Source organism: Mycolicibacterium lacusdiani (assembly GCF_021916785.1).
In the GTDB taxonomy this organism is placed as follows: domain Bacteria; phylum Actinomycetota; class Actinomycetes; order Mycobacteriales; family Mycobacteriaceae; genus Mycobacterium; species Mycobacterium lacusdiani.
In genome coordinates, this window is record NZ_JAKCFC010000001.1 from 1016061 (window position 1) to 1034951 (window position 18891).

Sequence of the window (18891 nt, forward strand, 5' to 3'; positions counted from 1 at the left end):
TTTGAAAGTCAAACCAATCGGTGGCATGCTTCGTCCATGGCCGCCATCGCGTTGACCGACCTGCCGGGGCGGCCGTGCCCGATCGCAGCAGCGCTCGAAGTCGTCGGCGAGCGGTGGGCGCTGCTCGTGGTTCGCGAGATCACCCTGGGCGCAACTCGTTTCACCGACATCGTGCGCGGCACGGGGGCGCCACGCGACCGGATCGCGGCCCGCCTCAAGACGCTCGAGGCCGAGGGCATCGTCATGCGGGTGCCGCGCACGCCGCATCGCGACGAATACGCACTGACCGACGCCGGCCGAGCCCTTCGCCCCGTGCTGGCCGCGCTACTGGCGTGGGGCGCCCAGCACGCGGTGGCCGCCGACGAAGCCGCTCCACCGCACGACCACGACCGCACGACCGAGGAGTCACGTTGACCGCAGAACTCACTGCCGACCAGCACCGCGCCGAGTGGGGCAACCGCCGCACGAAGGTGGTCGCCTGGCACGACCCCGCACCGACGACCGCCAAGGGTCTGTCGATGTCGGGCATCGACTACCTGCGCGCAATGGTCGACGGCGTCCTTCCGCCGCCTCCGATCTCCGGCCTGATGGATTTCGGGATGGTGTCGGCCGAACCCGGGCGCGTCGTGTTCAGCTGCCAGCCCGACGAGTCGGCATACAACCCGATCGGCGCCATCCACGGCGGATTGGTCTGCACGCTGCTGGACTCGGTTGCGGGCTGCGCCCTGCACAGCACGCTTCCGCAAGGCAAGGGCTACACCTCGATCGAGATCAAGGTGAACTACCTCAAGGCGGTCCGGCCGACCAGTGGACCGCTGCTCGCCACGGGCACCGTGGTCAAGGCCGGCTCGCGCGTCGGCTTCACCGAGGGCGTCGTGACGGACGCCAACGGCTCGGTCGTCGCGACCGCAACGAGCACGCTGCTGGTGTTCGACCTCTGATCCGCCCTATTTTCATGGCGTGACGCAACGCATCCTCGTCATCGGCGCCGGCATCGCCGGCTTGGCAACGGCAAACGCGCTGCAACGACGCGGCCACGACGTCGCGATCGTCGAGGAACGCACCGACACGTCGTCGGGCGCGGGCATCAGCATCTGGCCCAACGCGCTGGCCGCCCTCGACGCGATCGGACTCGGCGACGCCGTGCGGGACTCCGGCGGGCGGGTGACCGCGGGCGCGATGCGGTGGAGCAACGGCGCGTGGTTGCGCCACCCATCACCCGAACGCATCACCAAGGCGCTCGGCGAGCCGCTCGTCGTGGTCCGTCGGTCCGTCCTCGCCAGGGTGCTGACCGATGCGCTGTCCCCCGGCACGGTTCAGACCGGCCTGGCGGCAACGTCTTTCGACGACACCGGAGCCCGGGTGGCAGTGACGATGAGCGACGGCAGCGTCCGGGAGGCGGCCGCGGTGATCGGTGCGGACGGGGTCGGGTCGGCGGTTGCACGCCACCTCAACGGCCCGCTGCGGCACCGCTACGCCGGCTACACCGCGTGGCGCGCGATCGCGCGGTGCGCCATCCATCCCGACCTCGCAGGCGAGACCATGGGGACCGGGACCGAATTCGGGCACGTTCCGCTGGACGCCGACCACACCTATTGGTTCGGCACCGAACGCTGTGGCGAGGGCGCGACCGCACCCGGCGGGGAGCTGTCCCATCTGCGCTCGAAGTACTCGCACTGGGCCGACCCAGTGCCTGCGCTGCTCGCGGCGACCGAGGAGACCGACGTGTTGCGCAACGACCTCTACGACCGCGAACCGGCGAAAACGTGGTCGCGGGGACGCATGGTGCTGGTCGGCGACGCTGCGCACCCGATGCGTCCACATCTCGGTCAGGGCGGTTGTCAGGCACTCGAGGACGCCGCGGTCCTGGCCCACTGCATCGGCCGGGGCGACGACCTGCCCGGTGCCTTCACCCAATTCGCCGCCGCCCGTCGTCCCCGGGTGCGTCGGCTGATGCGCGAATCGCGCGTGATCGGCGAGGTGGTCAATCTGCGGCCGGCCGTCGCGGGGGCTGCGCTGGTGCGGGCGTCCGCGGTGGTGCCGGAGGCGGTGCTGACCCGGCACCTGTCCAGCATCGCGGCGCGGTCGGCGTTCGCCCTTCCCGCGGCGGGGTCGCGATGACGGCGTCGCTCGGTCGGCTGCTCGTCGACGCGGACGACCCGGCGGCAGTCCGCGGGTTCTGGGAGACCGCGCTCGGCCCGGATGCGTGTGCGCGGCTGTTGGAGGTGGTGCCGCAGGAACGACCCAAGGTCGTCAAGAACCGCGTCCACCTCGACGTCTACGTGCGCGACGTCGACGTCCTGCTGGCGATGGGTGCCCGGGTGCTCGACGCCTACCCTCCGCTGCGCGCCACCCTCGCCGACGTGGAGGGCAACGAGTTCTGCGCGTTCGTCGATCCGAATCTCGAGGGCGACGTTCCTGCCCGCGCCTTCGCGGTATGCACCGACAGCGAGCGACCGGCCGACATCGCGCAGTGGTGGGCTCCGCGGGTCGGCGCCCGGATCGGTCCGGGGCCGGACGGCACGCCACGCTATCTATCCGAATGCGCCGGGTGGCCGGAGCTGGTCTGGAAGTTCGTGCCGGTGCCCGATGCCCGCGTCACGCCGAATCGTTGGCGATGGAGTGTTCAGGGTGGCACCTTCGACGGCCCGGTGGATCCGGACGGGAACGAGTTCGTTCAGCGGGGCTGAGTGAAGGCGGCCAACGGCGCGAGGAACGTCGAGCACATCTTGCGCAGATCGACGACGCCGAGGATGCCGCCCTGGCGGATGGCGTCGCAGCCGGTCCCGGTGGCGGGCGCCGACGGGGCGGCCGGGGTGCGCCATACGGCAGGCGTTCCCCCGAGGGGACCGCACTTGGGCCAAGCCTTCACGCCCTGGGTGCGCAGGACGTTCTCCGCAACGCGGATCTGCTCGGCGCGCGACGCGTAGGCCGGCGATCCGGTGCCGCCGTTCGAACTCCACGTGGCGGGCTTGAACTGCAGGCCGCCGAAGTGGCCGTTGCCGGTGTTGGCCTTCCAATTGCCGCCGGACTCGCATTCGGCAACGGCGTCCCAGTTCATGGTGTCGGCCCGTGCCGACGCGCCGGACAACGCAGTGGTGATGGCGCCGATGGCCAGGGCGAGGGCGCCGATGAGGACCACGAAGCGCAGGACCCTGACGGTGGTGTCGCGAAGTGCGGTGTTGATGATCATGTTGCGGTCCTTCCCCGACCGGTTGACACGAGGACCGCTGGGGCGTGTCGCTCAGCTCGCCTGGCGCAGTCATGTGGTAAGTCGTGTGACCCACTTCACGCGTTACAGAAGAGGTAGAGGTTCTTTACCGGGGTGTGATGGACAGCAGAGAAAACTGAGGTAGTAGAGACGGAGGAGGCGGCAGCCGATGAAACCGGCTGCCGCCCTCCTCGGCTCGAACGACGTGGGGGTTAGCCTCGCCCGCCGCACGTCGGCCATGCGCCGATGCCCTGCGTCTGTAGGACGTTGTTGGCCACCCGGATCTGCTCCTCACGGCTGGCCTGATGCGGCGAACCGCTGCCGCCGTTGGATCGCCACGTGCTCATCGAGAACTGCAGGCCGCCGTAGTAGCCGTTGCCGGTCGCGGTGGACCAGTTGCCACCCGACTCGCACGCTGCGACGGCGTCCCAGTTCACGCCTTCCGCATTCGCGGTGCCGGCGCCCAGCGCCATCGGAGCCACGGTGAGTGCCCCAGCAATGGTGGCCAGCCCAAACGTCTTGCGGATGTTCTTCAATTCGATCCCTTTCGCCACGCGCGCGCCATCCACGCGTCCGCGCAGCACGCGGACGGGAGTGCCTGGTCCAGCCAGGCCGGGAGACATGGGCCGCACCGTCTCGGTTAGGTACGACAGCGGGAGGTCGTTAGCGCCTCGCCGGATGACTCATCCGGCCGCCACGGCGTGACGTCGGAACCCTGATCCCGACCCACCGCAGCCCCACTCACACGCAGGTTCGTGATGTGTACTTGTTTGCTCCGTTTGGAGACGTTTGGGACCGTACTAAACGTCGGATCGCAAAGTCATGTCGACACGAATGCGATTCACGGCATGATCACGGTTTGATCACGGTGCGACGACGGTGCGATAAATGCAGGTCAACGGTGACATCCGCCGCTTTCCGCGGACTTCCGTCGAACCGTGAAATCGTGATGCACGTCACGGCGATATTGTGAGCTCGCACACAACCGAGTCGCAACAAGAGCACCATGAGCCACTCGATTGGGTTCTGCCACAGCGATTTCGCGTTCGACGCTCACTTCGCGTCGATGCGGTTCGCTGTGACGGAGATCCGTCGAGGACGACGATCCGCCTCTCAATGTTCTGCGCCACAACGGTTTCCGTATGCACCAGCCAGTAGACGTGACGCGGCCGAGATGCGGGGCGGTTCAGTCTCATCGACGCGAAAGACATTGCACGGTAACATCATTGGCAAACGAACGTCTGAATCGTCCGCCGTAGTACCGCGCGGTGATACGGCACCACCTTCGCAGAACCGGCCCAGGGCAGTACCAACAGGAAAGAAGGGAGTTCATTGTGACGGCGACTCATGCCGCGAGAAGGCCTTGGAAGTGCCAACCGTTGCTCGACAGTCGGTCGCGGTGCCACCGAAAAGTCATGCGTTGCAATGTCCTTGGGCCGCCACATCCGCCGGCCGCGTGTCAGATCGCCGATCAGCCCGAGGCAATTGGATCGTCAATCACACGCTCGGAACCCATTTCCATCATTGAATTCGGTTGTCGGCAATTAATTCAGGCAGGATGCCGTTCTAATTCGGCAATTTGCTGGACACGTATCACCCGAGATCGGCAGGGGTGTTGACGTTGGTCAACGACCGCTGCTCGGGCATTACGACCCGCTGGGTGTCGACGGCGTGCACCAGCGCGCGCATGCTCCGCTCCCCCGCCTCGACCAGCTGATCGGCGAGCGTCGCCAACGTAGTGCGATAGACACCCGCCAGGTAGTGGGTCCGACCGTCCCACGGCAGGACCACGTCGGCATCGAGCCGCCGGGCGGGGCCGAGCAGTTCGTCGATGATCGACGCGTCGAGGTAGGGCATGTCGACGGCGGAGACGAAGGCGAATTCGGCGCCGGCCGCCGCAGCGGCCCGCAGCCCGCGCGCGGTGGCCAGCAGCGGTCCCACCCCACGGGCCTCGTCGCGCAGCACCGTCGCGTTCAGCTCGGGCAGCGGCTGACCCGGGGCCGCCATCACGAAGATCGGCGAGCAGCGGGTGTTCAGCGTCCGGACGACCTGCTCGACCATGGTCGTCTCGCCGTCGGGAGCCGAGAACGGCAGCGTGGCCTTGTCCCGGCCCATGCGCCGAGACGCACCGCCCGCCAGCACGATCGCGGCGGGCGGAGTGAGAACGTCGGCTCCCGCGTTACTCGACGGTCCAGGTGTCTTTTCCACGCAGCAAGGATTGCAGAGCCGCGGTGTCGTGGGGCTTGGAATCCATCGCGGATGTGACCTGGTTCCGCGCCATCTCGTCATACGTCGGGCGCTGAACCTGGCGGAAGATCCCCATCACCGTGTGATCGAGGTTCTGCTCGGACAGACGCGACAGTGCGAAGGCGTACGCGGGATCGTCGATCTCGGCGTTGTGCACGGCGATGTCGGACGCCGCGACGTCGGCGGTCTTGGCGACCTCGAGTCCATAGCCGGACTTCACGACGCAGTACTCGCCCTCGGCGCCGAAGGTGATCGGCTGGCCGTGCGCGACGCGGATGAGACGCTCCTCGGCGCCTTCCTTGCGGAGCGCGTCGAACGAGCCGTCGTTGAAGATCGGGCAGTCCTGCATGATCTCGACCAGCGCAGCGCCGCGATGGGAAGCGGCAGCGCGCAGCACCTCGGTCAGGCCCTTGCGGTCGGAGTCCAGCGCCCGGCCCACGAACGTCGCCTCGGCACCCAGTGCCAGCGACACCGGGTTGAAGGGATAGTCCAGCGAGCCCATCGGCGTCGACTTGGTGACCTTGCCGACCTCTGACGTCGGCGAGTACTGGCCCTTCGTGAGGCCGTAGATCCGGTTGTTGAACAGCAGGATCGTGAGGTTCACGTTGCGGCGCAGCGCATGGATCAGGTGGTTGCCACCGATCGACAGGGCGTCGCCGTCACCGGTGACGACCCACACCGACAGGTCCTCGCGGGCCAGCGCCAAGCCGGTCGCGATGGTCGGCGCACGCCCGTGGATCGAGTGCAGACCGTAGGTCTCCAGGTAGTACGGGAAGCGGCTCGAGCAGCCGATGCCGCTGACGAACACCATGTTCTCGCGCCGCAGCCCGAGCTCGGGCAGGAAGTTGCGGATGGTGTTGAGGATGACGTAGTCACCGCAACCGGGGCACCAGCGGACCTCCTGGTCACTGGTGAAGTCCTTGGCCTTCTGCGGCTGGTCGGTGGTCGGCACCCCGCTGGTCTTGGTCAACCCAGAGGCGGTCAATCCGAGGTCGGATCCGATCAGGTCAGTCATGCATCCACTCCCACACCAGCGCTCACGGTGGCGGCTGCCAACCGTGCGAACTTGCTCTTGTCGGTTTCCTTCTCGCGCAACGTGCCGTCCAGCGCGGCATCGATGATGCCCTCGACCTCGTCGGCCAGGAACGCCATGCCCTCCATCTTCGTCACCGACTGCACGTCGACGAGGAACTTGGCGCGCAGCAGCATCGCGAGTTGGCCGAGGTTCATCTCCGGTAGGACGACCTGCTGGTACCGGCTGAGTACCTCGCCGAGGTTCGCGGGAAACGGGTTCAAGTGACGGATGTGCGCATGGGCGATCTTGATGCCCTTGCGGCGGGCGCGTCGGCAGGCCTCGCCGATCGGGCCGTACGAGCTGCCCCAGCCGATGAGCAGGATCTCGGCGTCCCCTGTCGGGTCGTCGACCTCGAGGTCGGGCACCGAGATGCCGTCGACCTTCGCCTGGCGGACGCGCGACATCAGGTCGTGGTTGCCGGGCTCGTAGGAGATGTTGCCCGAGCCGTTGGCCTTCTCGAGGCCGCCGATCCGGTGCTCGAGACCGGGGGTGCCCGGCACCGCGAACTGGCGTGCAAGCGTCTCCGGGTCGCGGGCGTAGGGCTCGAACGGCTCGCCGGCCTTGGCGAACGTGTGGTCGATGGGTTCGTAGGCCGAGACGTCGGGGATGCGCCACGGCTCCGATCCGTTGGCGATCGCGCCGTCGGACAGGATGATGACCGGCGTGCGGTACGTCAGCGCGATGCGCGACGCCTCGACCGCGATGTCGAAGCAGTCCGAGGGTGAGCGCGGCGCCAGAACGGCGACCGGCGACTCGCCGTTGCGGCCGTAGAGCGCCTGCAGCAGGTCGGCCTGCTCGGTCTTGGTGGGCAGACCGGTGGACGGACCGCCGCGCTGCACGTCGACGACGAGCAGCGGCAGCTCCATCATCACGCCGAGCCCGATGGCCTCGGACTTGAGCGCGACACCGGGACCGGACGTGCTCGTCACGCCGAGCGCACCGCCGTAGGAGGCGCCCAGCGCGGCGCCGATGCCCGCGATCTCGTCCTCGGCCTGGAAGGTCAGGACGTTGAAGTTCTTGTGCTTGGACAGCTCGTGCAGGATGTCCGACGCGGGCGTGATCGGGTAGGTGCCGAGCACCACCTGGGTGTTGGCCAGCTGCCCGGCCGTCACGATGCCGTAGGCCAGCGCCGTGTTGCCCGAGATCTGGCGGTAGTCGCCGGACTTCAGCTTGGCGGGCGACACCTCGTAGGTGGTGGCGAACGCCTCGGTGGTCTCGCCGTAGTTCCAGCCGGCCTTCAGCGCGAGGACGTTGGCCTCGGCCACCTCGGGCTTCTTGGCGAACTTCTCGCGGATGAAGACTTCGCTCTGGTGCAGTTCGCGGCCGTACATCCACGACAGCAGCCCGAGGGCGAACATGTTCTTGGCGCGCTGGCCGTCCTTCTTGGTGGCACCGATCGACTCGACGGCGCCGAGCGTGAGCGTCGTCATCGCGACGGCCTGCACGACGAAGTCGGACAGCTCGTCGGACTCCAGCGGGTTGGCCTCGTAGCCGACCTTGGCCAGGTTGCGCTTGGTGAACTCGTCGGAGTTGGCGATGATCAGCCCGCCGCGCGGCAGGTCGGCGACGTTGGCCTTGAGCGCCGCGGGATTCATGGCGACGAGGACGTCGGGACGGTCACCGGCGGTGAGGATGTCGTAGTCCGCGATCTGAATCTGGAACGACGACACACCCGGCAGGGTGCCCTGTGGTGCGCGGATCTCGGCGGGGTAGTTCGGTTGCGTCGCAAGGTCGTTGCCGAACAGCGCGGCTTCGGAGGTGAACCGGTCACCCGTGAGCTGCATGCCGTCGCCGGAGTCGCCTGCGAAGCGGATGACAACCTTTTCGAGCTTCTGCCGCGGGGATCCGCCGTTGCTGGTGCCGTTGCCGTCTTGACTCACGACCCCTGCCTTTCACGATTGGTCAGGTCGCGCCATTTCGGGTCGCGATCGAGGTCTTCGAGAAGGCCAAGTTGCGCGATGCGCCGCCGAGATGACGTCCACCCAGTTTTCTGTCACTGGCAGTCACGATTATTGCACTTCTCTTAGGCTGGGCTACACCGGACTCGCCGGTTACCTGCAGGTAAAGCTATGTGAACGGCGCAGGTCAGAGGCGTGAATGGCGGCGCGACGCCGCGGATTTGTGGTCTTCGTCACTTTTTGAGAACGTCGTTCTCTAAGGCCGTGGTTACCGACCGGTAGAGCCGGTGGCATCCCTACGACCTGCTGCTACACGAGGTCGGCGTGACCCACCTTGAGACGCTTGTCGAGTTCCCGCGCGACGAGTTCGCTGGCGAGCTGGGCCGATGGCACCGGTCCGTCGCCTGCAGCGCGATGCGCGACGTAGCAGGCGGTGAACATGTCACCGGCCCCCGTCGTCTGGACGCCGTCCACCCGCCAGGCGGCAGGTACTCGCACCACGTCGCCGTCGGTGTAGATGTCGCAGCCCTCGGAACCGAAGGTGACGACGATCTCGGGGACGCCGAGCCGCTTGGCGGTGGCCGCGTCGAAGTCGCCGTCGGCGACGACCACCGCTTCGTCCTCCGCGAGCTTGAGCATGTCGAGGTGCTCGAGCAGATCCGGCGAGAAGTGCCGGTCCTCGACGAGGGGTCCGACGCGGTCGGCGCGGACCAAGCCCTGACCGTCGTACGCGACCAGGTGCCCCCGCGCGGACAGCAGAGCCAGCGTCTCGGCGGGGAAGTCGGTGCGCAGCAGCGGGGCCAGGTGGACCCAGGTGGTGTCCGGATCGGCGGCCTCCACCTCGGCTGCACCCCATACGGGCCCGATCGCGTCCACGGACATCCGGCGGTGGTCGACGTCGACGTAGTCGAGCCGGAAACCGCTGGTCACCTCCGACGGCAGGATGCGGACCAGGGAGCCGAAGCGTGCCACCAGCGGATCGAACAAGGCGTGGTCTCGCGGTGCGCCGAGGGCCGCGATGTGGCCGTGGCCTCCGACGGCCTCCAACGCCACACCCGCGAACGACGCACATCCGCCCGGGCTCGGCGGCGCGCCGTCGATGACGTCGATCGCCAGATTGCCCAGCACGGTCACGCCCTTGACGAGCCCTTGCTGCACCGCTGTTCTCCCTAGTTCGAACCCCGGCTGCGCTCGTCGGGGGATGCGGCGAAGCGTAGTCGGCGTAGCCCGGGATAACGATTCGCGGTGCATCAGGGCAGGTTGTACGGCGTCACGACCTGTATCGGGGTGGTGCGGACGGGTTCGATCGGCAGCGCGCCGTGTTGCTGCAGCAGCACCCGGATCGCAAGACGGGCGTCGTCGCGAAGGTCGTTGTGCAGCACCACCGAGATGCGGCCGTCGCGCAGCAGCCTGCGGTTGTCGGCGTCCAGGTCGTGTGCGACGAAGACGCGGCAGTTCCGCTCGAGCCGCTCGAAGGCGGCGACGGTGGCCGTGTTGCCGCCGCCCGCGGAGTACACGGCCTCGATCCCGGGATTGCGTTCCAGCGCGTCGAGCACCAGGCGCTCGTTGGTGGCGTCGATGCCGTCGCTGTCACTCACCTCGACGACGGCACGGCCCGATCGTCGTAGACCCGACCGGAACCCGACCTCGCGCTCCCCCTCCCCGCGGAAGACCGTGCGGCTCAACGTGATCAGCACGTCGGACGGCCCACGCCCTAGCCACTGATCCATCAGATATGCCGCGGTCATCCCGGCGCCGTGATTGTCGATCCCGACGTATGCGCACCTGGAACTCGAGGGGACGTCGGTGGAGTAGGTGACCACCGGCACCCCACCGGCGACCAGGCGGTCGACGACCTCGACGACCTCCGGTTCGTCCTGCGCCTTGAGCACGACGCCGTGGCTGCCGCGGATGCGCGACAACGCGTCGACCGTCTGCGCGGTTGCGCCCGCCTCCCAAAGGTGGAACCGGGCGCGCACCATCGCGGGGGCGAATGCCGGCAGCTCGGCCTCGATCGCCACTCGGAACGCATCCGAGAAGCGCCGTGGCGTCTGCATGACGACGTCGATCAGGAACCGACGACCGTTGAGCCGCAACTGGGCTCGCTGCTTGTCGAGGTCGGCGATGGCCTGGGCGACCTCGGCGCGGGTGTTCTCGCGAACGCCTGCGCGGTCGTTGAGCACCCGGTCGACCGTGGCCTCGCTCAGCCCGGCCTGCTGGGCGATCTCGCGCACCTTGTATCGGTGAGGCATGTCCCCTCTTCCTCGCGAGCAGACACCAAGTCGCACTCGAGCGCACTCCCCCGTGCGAGTTGGCGTCTGCTCGCGGAAAGGCTAACGCGTCCTGAGGGCTTTTTGACGGGTTTCTGGTGTTGATCGAGGCGCAGGTCACAACGAGACTAACTCCCATGGCCACACCACTGACAGCCTCGCGGCAGGCGTGGGTCGAGGACACGGATTGCGATCTCGACGCGTTCCGCGCGCAGGTGACCCGAGCGACCGATCCCGCCGACTACCCGATGGCCAGCGACGTGCGACACGGCGTCGTCGTCTACTCGGCCGCCACGGTTGCGTCAGCCGACCGGCGCGCACTGCAGGCCGAGTTGATCCACGCACTCGCCGACGGACCGGGTGTCGTCGCGTTCGAGGGCGCGTTCTCCCATGACGTCGTCGACGCCGCATCCGAGGCCTTCACCGCGATCATCGACGCTCAGCGCGCCGAGGGCGGCGTCGCGGGCGACCACTTCGGCAAGGCCGGCGCCAACGACCGGATCTGGAACGCTGCGCAGAAACTGGCACTGCACGCTCCGGAGGCGTTCGCGAACTACTACGCCGCCGACGCACTGGCAGTCGTCTGCGAGGCGTGGCTGGGCCCGCGCTACCAGGTGACCTCGCAGGTCAACGTCGTCAATCCCGGTGGCGCAGCGCAGGTTCCGCACCGCGACTTCCACCTCGGCTTCGTCGACCCGGATCAGCTGAGTGCCTACCCCGCCCACGTGCACGCCATGTCGCCGGCGCTGACCCTGCAGGGCGCCGTCGCCCACTGCGACATGCCACTCGAGAGCGGACCGACGATGCTGCTGCCGCACTCGCAGCGGTTCAACGCCGGCTACGTCGCGTTCTACCGCCAGGAGTTCATCGACTACTTCGCCGACCACCACGTCCAGTTGCCGCTGCACAAGGGCGACGCGGTGTTCTTCAACCCCGCGCTCATGCACGGTGCCGGCGCCAACACCTCGACGGACGTCCGCCGCATGGCGAACCTGTTGCAGATCTCGTCGCCGTTCGGACGGGCGATGGAGGCGATGGACCGCACCGCGATGGTCCGGGCCATCTACCCGTCGCTCCTTGCCATGAAGGCCGCGGGCCGCTCGGACCGCGACGTCCGCAACGCGGTCAACGCGACCGCCGAGGGCTACGCGTTTCCCACCAACCTCGACCGGGATCAGCCGATCGGCAGTCTCGCGCCACCCAGCCAAGTGGACACCGTGCTGGCCGCCCTGGCCTCTCGCCTCACCCCGGAAGCACTCGACGACACCCTCGCAGCTCAACTCGAACGGAGACTCGCATGACCACCCTCGGAGTGATCGGCCTCGGCCGCATCGGCGCATTCCACACCGAAACCCTGTCCGGGCTCGATGGCGTCGACGGCCTGGTCGTCACCGACGAGCGCGGCGACGTGGCCGAGGCGGTCGCCGCCAAGCACGGCGCCAGGTACGTCGCGACCGTGGACGAGCTGCTGTCCTCCGGCGTCGACGGTGTCGTCGTCGCTGCGGCCACCCCCGCGCACGCCGAACTGACGTTGGCCTCCGTCGCACGCGGCATCCCCACGTTCTGCGAGAAGCCGATTGCATCGACGGCGGTCGAGAGTGCCCGCATCGCCGAGGCCATCCTGACCTCCGGCGTGCCGGTCCAGGTGGGCTACCAGCGCCGGTACGACGCGGCGTTCGCCGCCGCCAAGCGCGCCGTCGACGACGGATCGCTGGGCATCCTGCACACGGTGCGCAGCACGACGATGGACCCCGCTCCGCCACCGCTGGACTACATCAAGGGCTCGGGCGGGATCTTCCGCGACTGCGCAGTGCACGACTTCGACGTCATCAACTGGATCACCGGGCAGCGCGCCGTCGAGGTGTACGCCACCGGCACCGTGCAGGGCGATCCGCTGTTCGCCGAGTACGGCGACGTCGACACCGCGGCGGTCGTCGTGAAGTTCGACGGGGGCGCGCTCGGCGTGGTGTCCAACGCCCGCTACAACGCCCGCGGATACGACTGCCGCCTCGAGGTCCACGGCTTCGACGACAGCGTCGCCGCAGGTTGGGATCAAGGTGTTCCGCTGCGAAACACCGACCCACACAACGACTTTCCGCAGGGCCCGGCCCACGGCTTCTTCATGGACCGCTTCACCGAGGCGTTCCGCACCGAGCTGGCGGCGTTCGTCGAGGTGACCAGGGGTGGCCCGGTCCTCGGGGCGACGGTCGCCGACGCGGTCGAGGTGGCGTGGCTGGCCGAGGCCGCCACCGAGTCGCTCAAGCGGGGAACGCCGGTCACGATCGCGGAGGTGCGGAACGCGTGAACGGACTCAAGATTGCAGGGGCGCCCATCTCGTGGGGCGTGTGCGAGGTGCCCGGCTGGGGCCATCAGCTGGACCGCGATCGGGTGCTGAGCGAGATGCGCGGCGCGGGACTGACGGCGACTGAGTTGGGTCCGGACGGCTTCCTGCCGTCGGAGACCAAAGCGCTCACGTCGGTGCTGGCGGGACACGAACTGGCCTGCGTCGGCGGGTTCGTCCCCGTCGTGCTGCACGACGCCGCCCATGATCCCGCGTTCGATCTCGCGGGTCCACTTGCCGCCCTGCGAGCGGCAGGCGCCGGCGTGGTCGTGCTGGCCGCCACGTCCGGGTTGGACGGGTACGACGTGCGCCCGGTACTCGACGATGCTCAGTGGACGACGCTGCTGGCGAACCTGGACCGGCTCGCGGCCATCGTCGCGGGCGAAGGTCTGCTGGCGGTGCTGCACCCGCACGTGGGCACGATGGTCGAGACGCGAGCCGACGTCGACCGCGTGCTGGAGGGTTCGGCGATCCCGCTGTGCCTCGACACCGGGCACCTGATGATCGGCGGAACCGACCCGCTCGAGTTGGCGAAGGCCGTACCGCACCGCGTTGCGCACACCCACCTCAAGGACGTCGACGCGGCGTTGGCCAGCCGGGTCCAGGCCGGCGAGCTGACGTACACCGAGGCCGTCAAGGCCGGGATGTACACCCCGCTCGGCACCGGCGACGTCGACATCGCTGGGATCGTCTCGGTGTTGCGAGACAACGGTTTCGACGGATGGTTCGTGCTGGAACAGGACACCATCCTCGACGGCGAGCCAGAGGGCGAGGGGCCGGTGCGCGACGTCGTGGCGAGCGTGGCTTACCTGCATGGTCTCGCGTCGTGATCCGCATTGGCATCCTGGGCGCATCGCGGATCGCCGAGTCGGCGATCGTGGGGCCCGCCGCCGAGTTGGGCCACCGACTGGTCGCGGTCGGCGCGCGTGACCGCTCGCGGGCCGAGGTGTTCGCCGAGAAGTACGGCGTCGAGCGGGCGGTCGGGTCCTACCAGGACGTCATCGACGACGCGCACGTCGACGTCGTCTACAACCCGCTGGCCAACGGCTTGCACGCGCCGTGGAACCTGGCGGCGGTCGCGGCGGGGAAGCCGGTGCTGAGCGAGAAGCCGTTCGCCCGCAACGCGTTCGAGGCCGCCGAGGTGGTCGAGGCCGCCGAGGCAGCCGGTGTCACCGTGCTGGAGGGCTTCCACTACTACTTCCACCCCGTCACGCAACGCGCATTCGACCTCGCCGTCGACGGGACCCTCGGCGAGGTGACCCGCGTCGAGGTGCACATGGCCATGCCTGCGCCGCCGGAGTCCGATCCCCGCTGGTCCTACGATTTGGCGGGCGGCGCGCTGATGGACCTGGGTTGCTACGGGCTGCACGTCATGCGGTCGCTCGGTCGACTGTCGGTGCCGGGCATCGAGGGAGCGCCCGCGGTGGTGCGGGCGCAGGCCGAGACGAGGACGGCGGACGTCGACGCTCGCTGCGACGTCGAGTTCGAATTTCCTGGCGGCGCAACCGGCCTGTCGACCAATTCGATGCTGGCCAGAAATCATTCGTTCGAGTACCGCATCATCGGCACGGCCGGTGACCTGCACGTGCACGACTTCATCCGGCCGCACGTCGACGACCGACTGACTCTGCGCACCGCGTGCGGGACGACCGTGGAGCGTCTCGGCGCGCGGCCGACGTACACCTACCAACTCGAGGCGTTCGCCGCCCACGTGGAGGCCGGCGCCGCGCTTCCGTTTGCTGCCGACGATGCGGTGGCGAACATGGCGCTCGTCGATGCGGCCTACCGGGCGGCGGGGCTGCCTGCGCGCTGAGACCGGGCCCCGTGACGCGTCGACGCGCAATGCCTTGTGACGTGCGAAGCGACCGACTCGATGACCCGGTGGTCAGCCCTCGGCGACGTGATGGGCATAGCGTGGAACGTTCTCATTTGGGCAGGTCGAGGACGCGCTCGGTGATGTGGGTGAGAGTGCTTCGCAGGGTGTCGTCGTCGATGTCGGCGACCAACGGGTTCACCACCGACCCGGCGATGGCCGCCGACATCACCGCTGCTGCGACCCGCGCTTCGGTGTCGTCGCGTTCGTCCAGCAGCACGCCGTAGAGGCGGCTGACGAAGGCAATGAACGGCGGATGCTGGCCGAGGAGCCGGACGATGACGGGATCGTTGGTCAGTGTGCCGATCCACTTGCGGCGGGCGACGGCGACGTCGATTACCTTGCTCAACAGCAAGGTTCGGGCCCGCGACCGGTCGGATTCCGCTTCGGCGGCGGCCAGCGGATCCTCGAGCGTCGCGAGTTCCCGTTCGGTCATGGCGATGACGATCTCGTTCTTCGTGTTGAACTGGTGGTAGACGGCGGCCTTGGTCACGCCGATGGCATCGGCGATCATCTGAAGCGAGGTTCCACCGACGCCCTGGTTGCCGATCAGGTCCATGGCCGCGTCGAGGACGCGGTTCTGCGCGGCGCTCCACGGAATGGAGTGAAGACGGCCGTCTGCGGTGGGGCGGGCTGCGGGCACCTGGTCAGGATAAGGCTCAATCGATGGCCGCTACGCGCCCTACGCCAGGTAGATCACGAGTATGGCAAGCCAGAGGATGGCCAGCCACGCGTCTGTGGCGAGCTTGAGCCACGCCGGCGCTGTCCGGATCTCCATGAAGTAGCGAAGGATCATGCGGCTCTTGATGACACCGAGCACGATCACCGTGACGGTGATGGGCACGCTGGCGGCCGCGGCACCGCTGGCGTGGCCCGGCGCCAGCCACCACGACGCGATCGTGATGACCGACAGCACGACCCAGACCATGGTGATCACGCGCGACCCGTGGTTGACAGGTGAAAGTGTGGTCATCGGGCTACCTCATCACGTAGAGCAGAGCAAAGATGATGATCCAGAGCAGGTCCACCATGTGCCAATAGGTGGCGCCGGATTCGACCATCGACAGGCGGCGCTTGCGTGGGTTGCGCAGATCGCGGACCACGATGCCGAGGATCAGTAAGCCCAAGGCGACATGAAACAGGTGGACGCCGGTGAGCATGTAGTAGAAACCAAAGAATTCGTTCGCCCCCAGCGTGTAGCCGGCTGACATCTCAGTAGTCCACTCATAGGCCTTCGTCGCGATGAAAACGGCACCCGTGCCACCGCCGAAGAAGGTGAGTCGGATGGCGCGTTCGTGATCACCGTCGCGGGCGGCCATCACGCTGCGGGCGATGAACCACGAACTGGTGAGCAGCACGACGGTGTTCACGACACCGACCGTGACGTTCAGGCTCTGCTGGGATGCGATAAACGCGTCGGGGGACATCGCGCGGTGGATCATGAAGATGACGAAGTATGCGCCGAAGATCACAAGGTCGCCTAGGACCATCACCCAGATTGCAGTATCACCGGGTAGGTGCGAACGAGATTGCGGGGCAGCGGTAGTCGTCACGGCACCGGCGCCTCGTCGTGGGGCTGCCGCTCAGTCGCCTTCTTGAGGAACATGATGACGCACGACAGCCAAATCCCGAACACGACAGTGCCCATCCAGAAGGATATGGACCCGTTCCAGGCGAATGGTCCGGCCTTGGACACGAACACCGGCACGGCGAGTATCTCGGTCACGATCTGCCAGACCGTGACGTAGGCGAGCCATTTGGGAAAGATCTGGTTGCGGTCGTAGAGGATTGCGACGGCGAACGCGAAGTAGGCGACGGCGAAGCAGCCAAGCGACCCGACGTAGGACAGCAGCCCGAGGTCATACAGCAGCGCGAGCAGTTCTGGGTCGCGGTCGAGTCGAAAGGTTGCGACCAGGAAGATGCACGCAACCAGCAGGCAACCTGGCAGGGCGCCGACGGCCATCCCGCCCATGTACGAGTACGCCATCACCGATCCGGTCGACATGCGCAGCATGTGGAAGATCACGATGCCGTTGGCGATCCCCGCACCGGCGATGATGAGTATGAGTGCGCCGAAACCGATTTGGATCGTCGTTTCGTGTTCGGCGAAGAAGTCGGCCATCTGCGAGGTGGTGACGTCGGGCCGCGGCGGCGGCATCACTCGCGCGAGGGCGAAGAAGATGATGCCAAACGAGGTGTAGAACGCAGGCACGATCCAGAACACCAGCCACACGTCTCGTTTCCCGGCCGCGCCTGGCGGGCGGTCATCGGTACCGATGACCGGGGCGTCGACCGGCGTCATCGGGCCGACACTCCTTCTGCGACTGCCTGCCGGCGCAGTGTTGCGCGCAGCACGAAGAACATGATCACGACGAAGGCGGCGTAGGCGACATTGCGAAGCCAGAACGAGATCAGCCCGTCCCATGCCAAGGGGCCGGTGTGGAACACCGCTGCGCATGCCGCCGGCGCGATGGCCACGGCGGTGGCGATGGAGAAGTGGCCCACCCATCGAGGGAATACCGGCTGGGGGCCGCGATCGAAGTACACCGCGAGACCGAGCATGAGATTCTGCCCGACGATCATGCCGACCGGCGCGATGAAGATGATCCACGCCATGTCGTTGAGCAGCAGGATCAACTCGGGGTTGCGTTCTGGGCGGAACGCTGCGACGAGGAAGAAGATGTTCGCCAGCGCGAATGTCGTTGCGCCACTGACGGCAGCGGTCAGGAAGCAGTACGCGAAGACGTGGCTCTGGGTGGCCATGCGTTTCATTTGAACGACTATGACCATGAAGAATGGGATCAGCATGACTCCGCACAGGTCGTACGTCACCATGCTGAACCTGATGGCGTTGGTGTGTTCGGCATAGAACGCCGCTACCTGTTCAGCCGTCCAGTGCGGCGCCATGGGCGGAGTGAATCCTCGGAACGCGACGAATGCGATCACGTAGACGACGAGGAACACCGGCGCCGTCCATAGCGCCACGAGTTGGGTCTTGACGTTGGCGGTCGCGGGTAGGTCGTCGGCCTCGGCGAGGATCTGCATCGTGCCTACTTTCGATCGGCTAGCCCGAGACTAGCCGATCGGCTAGTTTCAAGGCAACGGCTGGTCGGCTTCACTGATCTCGGGTCGATCCGACAGAGGCGCCGCCACCCGAGAGGTGAACAGGCACAGCTGGATTACCCCAAGGGCTTGCCTCAAGATAGCCGACTGGCTATCTTGGACCTCGTAGAGTAGCCGTTCGGCTATTCATCGAGGTCGGCGCCCGGATCTGCATTCAAAGCCGCCACCACGGCATGGGCCTCGCGGCGACGAAAGCTGGGACAACGATGCAATACAGGTGCACGAGGAGCGTCACGGGTGGCTAGCGCCGCCGCTCGCCCTCTCGCGGGCCTGGGGATGGTGGTCGCCATCGCCGCGATCGTGGTGTTCTCGATCGGCATGTTCCGCGGTGGGTTCGGGACGACGGTGCCGGTCACCGTGGTGTCCGAGCGCGCCGGCCTGGTGATGAACCCCGAGGCCAAGGTCAAGATGCGCGGAGTCCAGGTAGGGCAGGTCGAGCGCATCGAGAACCGCCCGGACGGCACCGCCGTGCTGCACCTGGCGATGGATCCCTCGCAGCTGCAGTACATCCCGGGCAACGTGGACGTCAACCTCGCCTCGACGACGGTGTTCGGCGCGAAGTCCGTCGAACTCGTCGCACCGGCCGACCCGTCGTCGACGCCGTTGGCCAAGGGGCAGCAGCTCGACGCCCAGCACGTCACAGTCGAGACCAATACCCTGTTCCAACAATTGACTTCGGTGCTCAAGGCCATCGATCCGGTGCAGCTCAACGAAACCCTGGCCGCGATCTCCGGCGCCCTCAACGGTCGCGGCGAGAAGTTCGGCCAGACGATCACCGACTTCAACGCCTTCTTCAAGAGCATCAACCCCAGCCTGGGCAACATCGCCCGCGATCTGGAGGTTGCCCCGGTGG

Annotated in this window: 21 protein-coding genes; 9 read left to right on the forward strand and 12 right to left on the reverse strand. The window is 67.4% G+C overall.

The window, feature by feature from the left end; translation table 11 throughout:
• Positions 1-36: 36 nt before the first annotated feature.
• From LOK44_RS04885 to LOK44_RS04900, 4 genes are read left to right on the forward strand one after another with little or no spacing between them, the layout of a single operon-like run.
• Positions 37-414: a winged helix-turn-helix transcriptional regulator gene (locus tag LOK44_RS04885; protein WP_237568883.1), complete on the forward strand. Its 378-nt coding sequence runs from the start codon at positions 37-39 to the stop codon at positions 412-414.
• Entirely contained in the window at positions 411-941 is a 531-nt protein-coding gene (locus LOK44_RS04890; protein WP_237568884.1) for a PaaI family thioesterase, read from the forward strand. The genes LOK44_RS04885 and LOK44_RS04890 overlap by 4 nt, the downstream gene beginning before the upstream one ends.
• A 19-nt stretch (positions 942-960) precedes the next feature.
• On the forward strand, positions 961-2121 hold the full coding sequence (locus tag LOK44_RS04895; protein ID WP_237568885.1) for an FAD-dependent oxidoreductase: 1161 nt from the start codon (positions 961-963) through the stop codon (positions 2119-2121).
• Positions 2118-2690, forward strand: coding sequence for a VOC family protein (locus LOK44_RS04900; protein ID WP_237568886.1), 573 nt, complete (start codon positions 2118-2120; stop codon positions 2688-2690). The genes LOK44_RS04895 and LOK44_RS04900 overlap by 4 nt, the downstream gene beginning before the upstream one ends.
• Here LOK44_RS04900 and LOK44_RS04905 read toward each other — a convergent pair.
• The 7 genes from LOK44_RS04905 to LOK44_RS04935 form a co-directional block, all read right to left on the reverse strand.
• Complete coding sequence (locus LOK44_RS04905) at positions 2678-3193, reverse strand: transglycosylase family protein (protein ID WP_237568887.1); 516 nt, start codon at positions 3191-3193, stop codon at positions 2678-2680. The genes LOK44_RS04900 and LOK44_RS04905 overlap by 13 nt on opposite strands.
• A 230-nt stretch (positions 3194-3423) precedes the next feature.
• Entirely contained in the window at positions 3424-3747 is a 324-nt protein-coding gene (locus tag LOK44_RS04910) for a transglycosylase family protein (RefSeq protein WP_237568982.1), read from the reverse strand.
• Between the two features lie 1057 nt (positions 3748-4804).
• Positions 4805-5326: a molybdenum cofactor guanylyltransferase gene (gene mobA / locus LOK44_RS04915; protein ID WP_237568983.1), complete on the reverse strand. Its 522-nt coding sequence runs from the start codon at positions 5324-5326 to the stop codon at positions 4805-4807.
• A 64-nt stretch (positions 5327-5390) separates the two neighbouring features.
• Entirely contained in the window at positions 5391-6473 is a 1083-nt protein-coding gene (locus tag LOK44_RS04920) for a 2-oxoacid:ferredoxin oxidoreductase subunit beta (protein ID WP_237568888.1), read from the reverse strand.
• Positions 6470-8413 (reverse strand): 2-oxoacid:acceptor oxidoreductase subunit alpha, encoded by a 1944-nt coding sequence (locus tag LOK44_RS04925; protein WP_237568889.1) that lies wholly within the window; start codon positions 8411-8413, stop codon positions 6470-6472. The genes LOK44_RS04920 and LOK44_RS04925 overlap by 4 nt, the downstream gene beginning before the upstream one ends.
• A 327-nt stretch (positions 8414-8740) precedes the next feature.
• A complete protein-coding gene (locus LOK44_RS04930) occupies positions 8741-9589 on the reverse strand; it encodes a PfkB family carbohydrate kinase (protein ID WP_372481172.1) in 849 nt (282 codons plus the stop codon).
• Positions 9590-9681: 92 nt separating this feature from the next.
• Complete coding sequence (locus tag LOK44_RS04935; protein ID WP_237568890.1) at positions 9682-10683, reverse strand: LacI family DNA-binding transcriptional regulator; 1002 nt, start codon at positions 10681-10683, stop codon at positions 9682-9684.
• A 155-nt stretch (positions 10684-10838) separates the two neighbouring features.
• On the opposite strand from LOK44_RS04935, the gene LOK44_RS04940 reads away from it, so the two are divergent.
• Genes LOK44_RS04940 through LOK44_RS04955 form a run of 4 tightly spaced genes read left to right on the forward strand, consistent with a single transcriptional unit; the run spans position 10839 to position 14855 of the window.
• Positions 10839-12002, forward strand: coding sequence for a phytanoyl-CoA dioxygenase family protein (locus LOK44_RS04940; RefSeq protein ID WP_237568891.1), 1164 nt, complete (start codon positions 10839-10841; stop codon positions 12000-12002).
• A complete protein-coding gene (locus tag LOK44_RS04945) occupies positions 11999-13006 on the forward strand; it encodes a Gfo/Idh/MocA family protein (RefSeq protein WP_237568892.1) in 1008 nt (335 codons plus the stop codon). Before LOK44_RS04940 ends, LOK44_RS04945 begins: the two co-directional genes overlap by 4 nt.
• On the forward strand, positions 13003-13872 hold the full coding sequence (locus tag LOK44_RS04950; protein ID WP_237568893.1) for a sugar phosphate isomerase/epimerase family protein: 870 nt from the start codon (positions 13003-13005) through the stop codon (positions 13870-13872). Before LOK44_RS04945 ends, LOK44_RS04950 begins: the two co-directional genes overlap by 4 nt.
• A complete protein-coding gene (locus LOK44_RS04955) occupies positions 13869-14855 on the forward strand; it encodes a Gfo/Idh/MocA family protein (RefSeq protein ID WP_237568894.1) in 987 nt (328 codons plus the stop codon). Before LOK44_RS04950 ends, LOK44_RS04955 begins: the two co-directional genes overlap by 4 nt.
• Positions 14856-14967: 112 nt before the next feature.
• On the opposite strand, the gene LOK44_RS04960 is transcribed toward LOK44_RS04955, so the two are convergent.
• From LOK44_RS04960 to LOK44_RS04980, 5 genes are all read right to left on the reverse strand, one after another.
• A complete protein-coding gene (locus LOK44_RS04960; RefSeq protein ID WP_237568985.1) occupies positions 14968-15474 on the reverse strand; it encodes a TetR/AcrR family transcriptional regulator in 507 nt (168 codons plus the stop codon).
• Positions 15475-15597: 123 nt separating this feature from the next.
• On the reverse strand, positions 15598-15888 hold the full coding sequence (locus LOK44_RS04965) for a cytochrome C oxidase subunit IV family protein (protein ID WP_237568895.1): 291 nt from the start codon (positions 15886-15888) through the stop codon (positions 15598-15600).
• Positions 15889-15892: 4 nt separating this feature from the next.
• Positions 15893-16405 (reverse strand): cytochrome c oxidase subunit 3, encoded by a 513-nt coding sequence (locus LOK44_RS04970; RefSeq protein WP_237568896.1) that lies wholly within the window; start codon positions 16403-16405, stop codon positions 15893-15895.
• Between the two features lie 59 nt (positions 16406-16464).
• Positions 16465-17217 (reverse strand): hypothetical protein, encoded by a 753-nt coding sequence (locus LOK44_RS04975; RefSeq protein WP_237568897.1) that lies wholly within the window; start codon positions 17215-17217, stop codon positions 16465-16467.
• Positions 17214-17960, reverse strand: a complete 747-nt coding sequence (locus tag LOK44_RS04980) for a hypothetical protein (RefSeq protein WP_237568898.1) — start codon at positions 17958-17960, stop codon at positions 17214-17216. Before LOK44_RS04980 ends, LOK44_RS04975 begins: the two co-directional genes overlap by 4 nt.
• Before the next feature lie 315 nt (positions 17961-18275).
• Between LOK44_RS04980 and LOK44_RS04985 the strand changes: the two genes are divergently transcribed.
• Positions 18276-18891 (forward strand): MCE family protein (locus LOK44_RS04985; protein WP_237568899.1); only part of this gene is annotated, 616 nt, incomplete at its 3' end.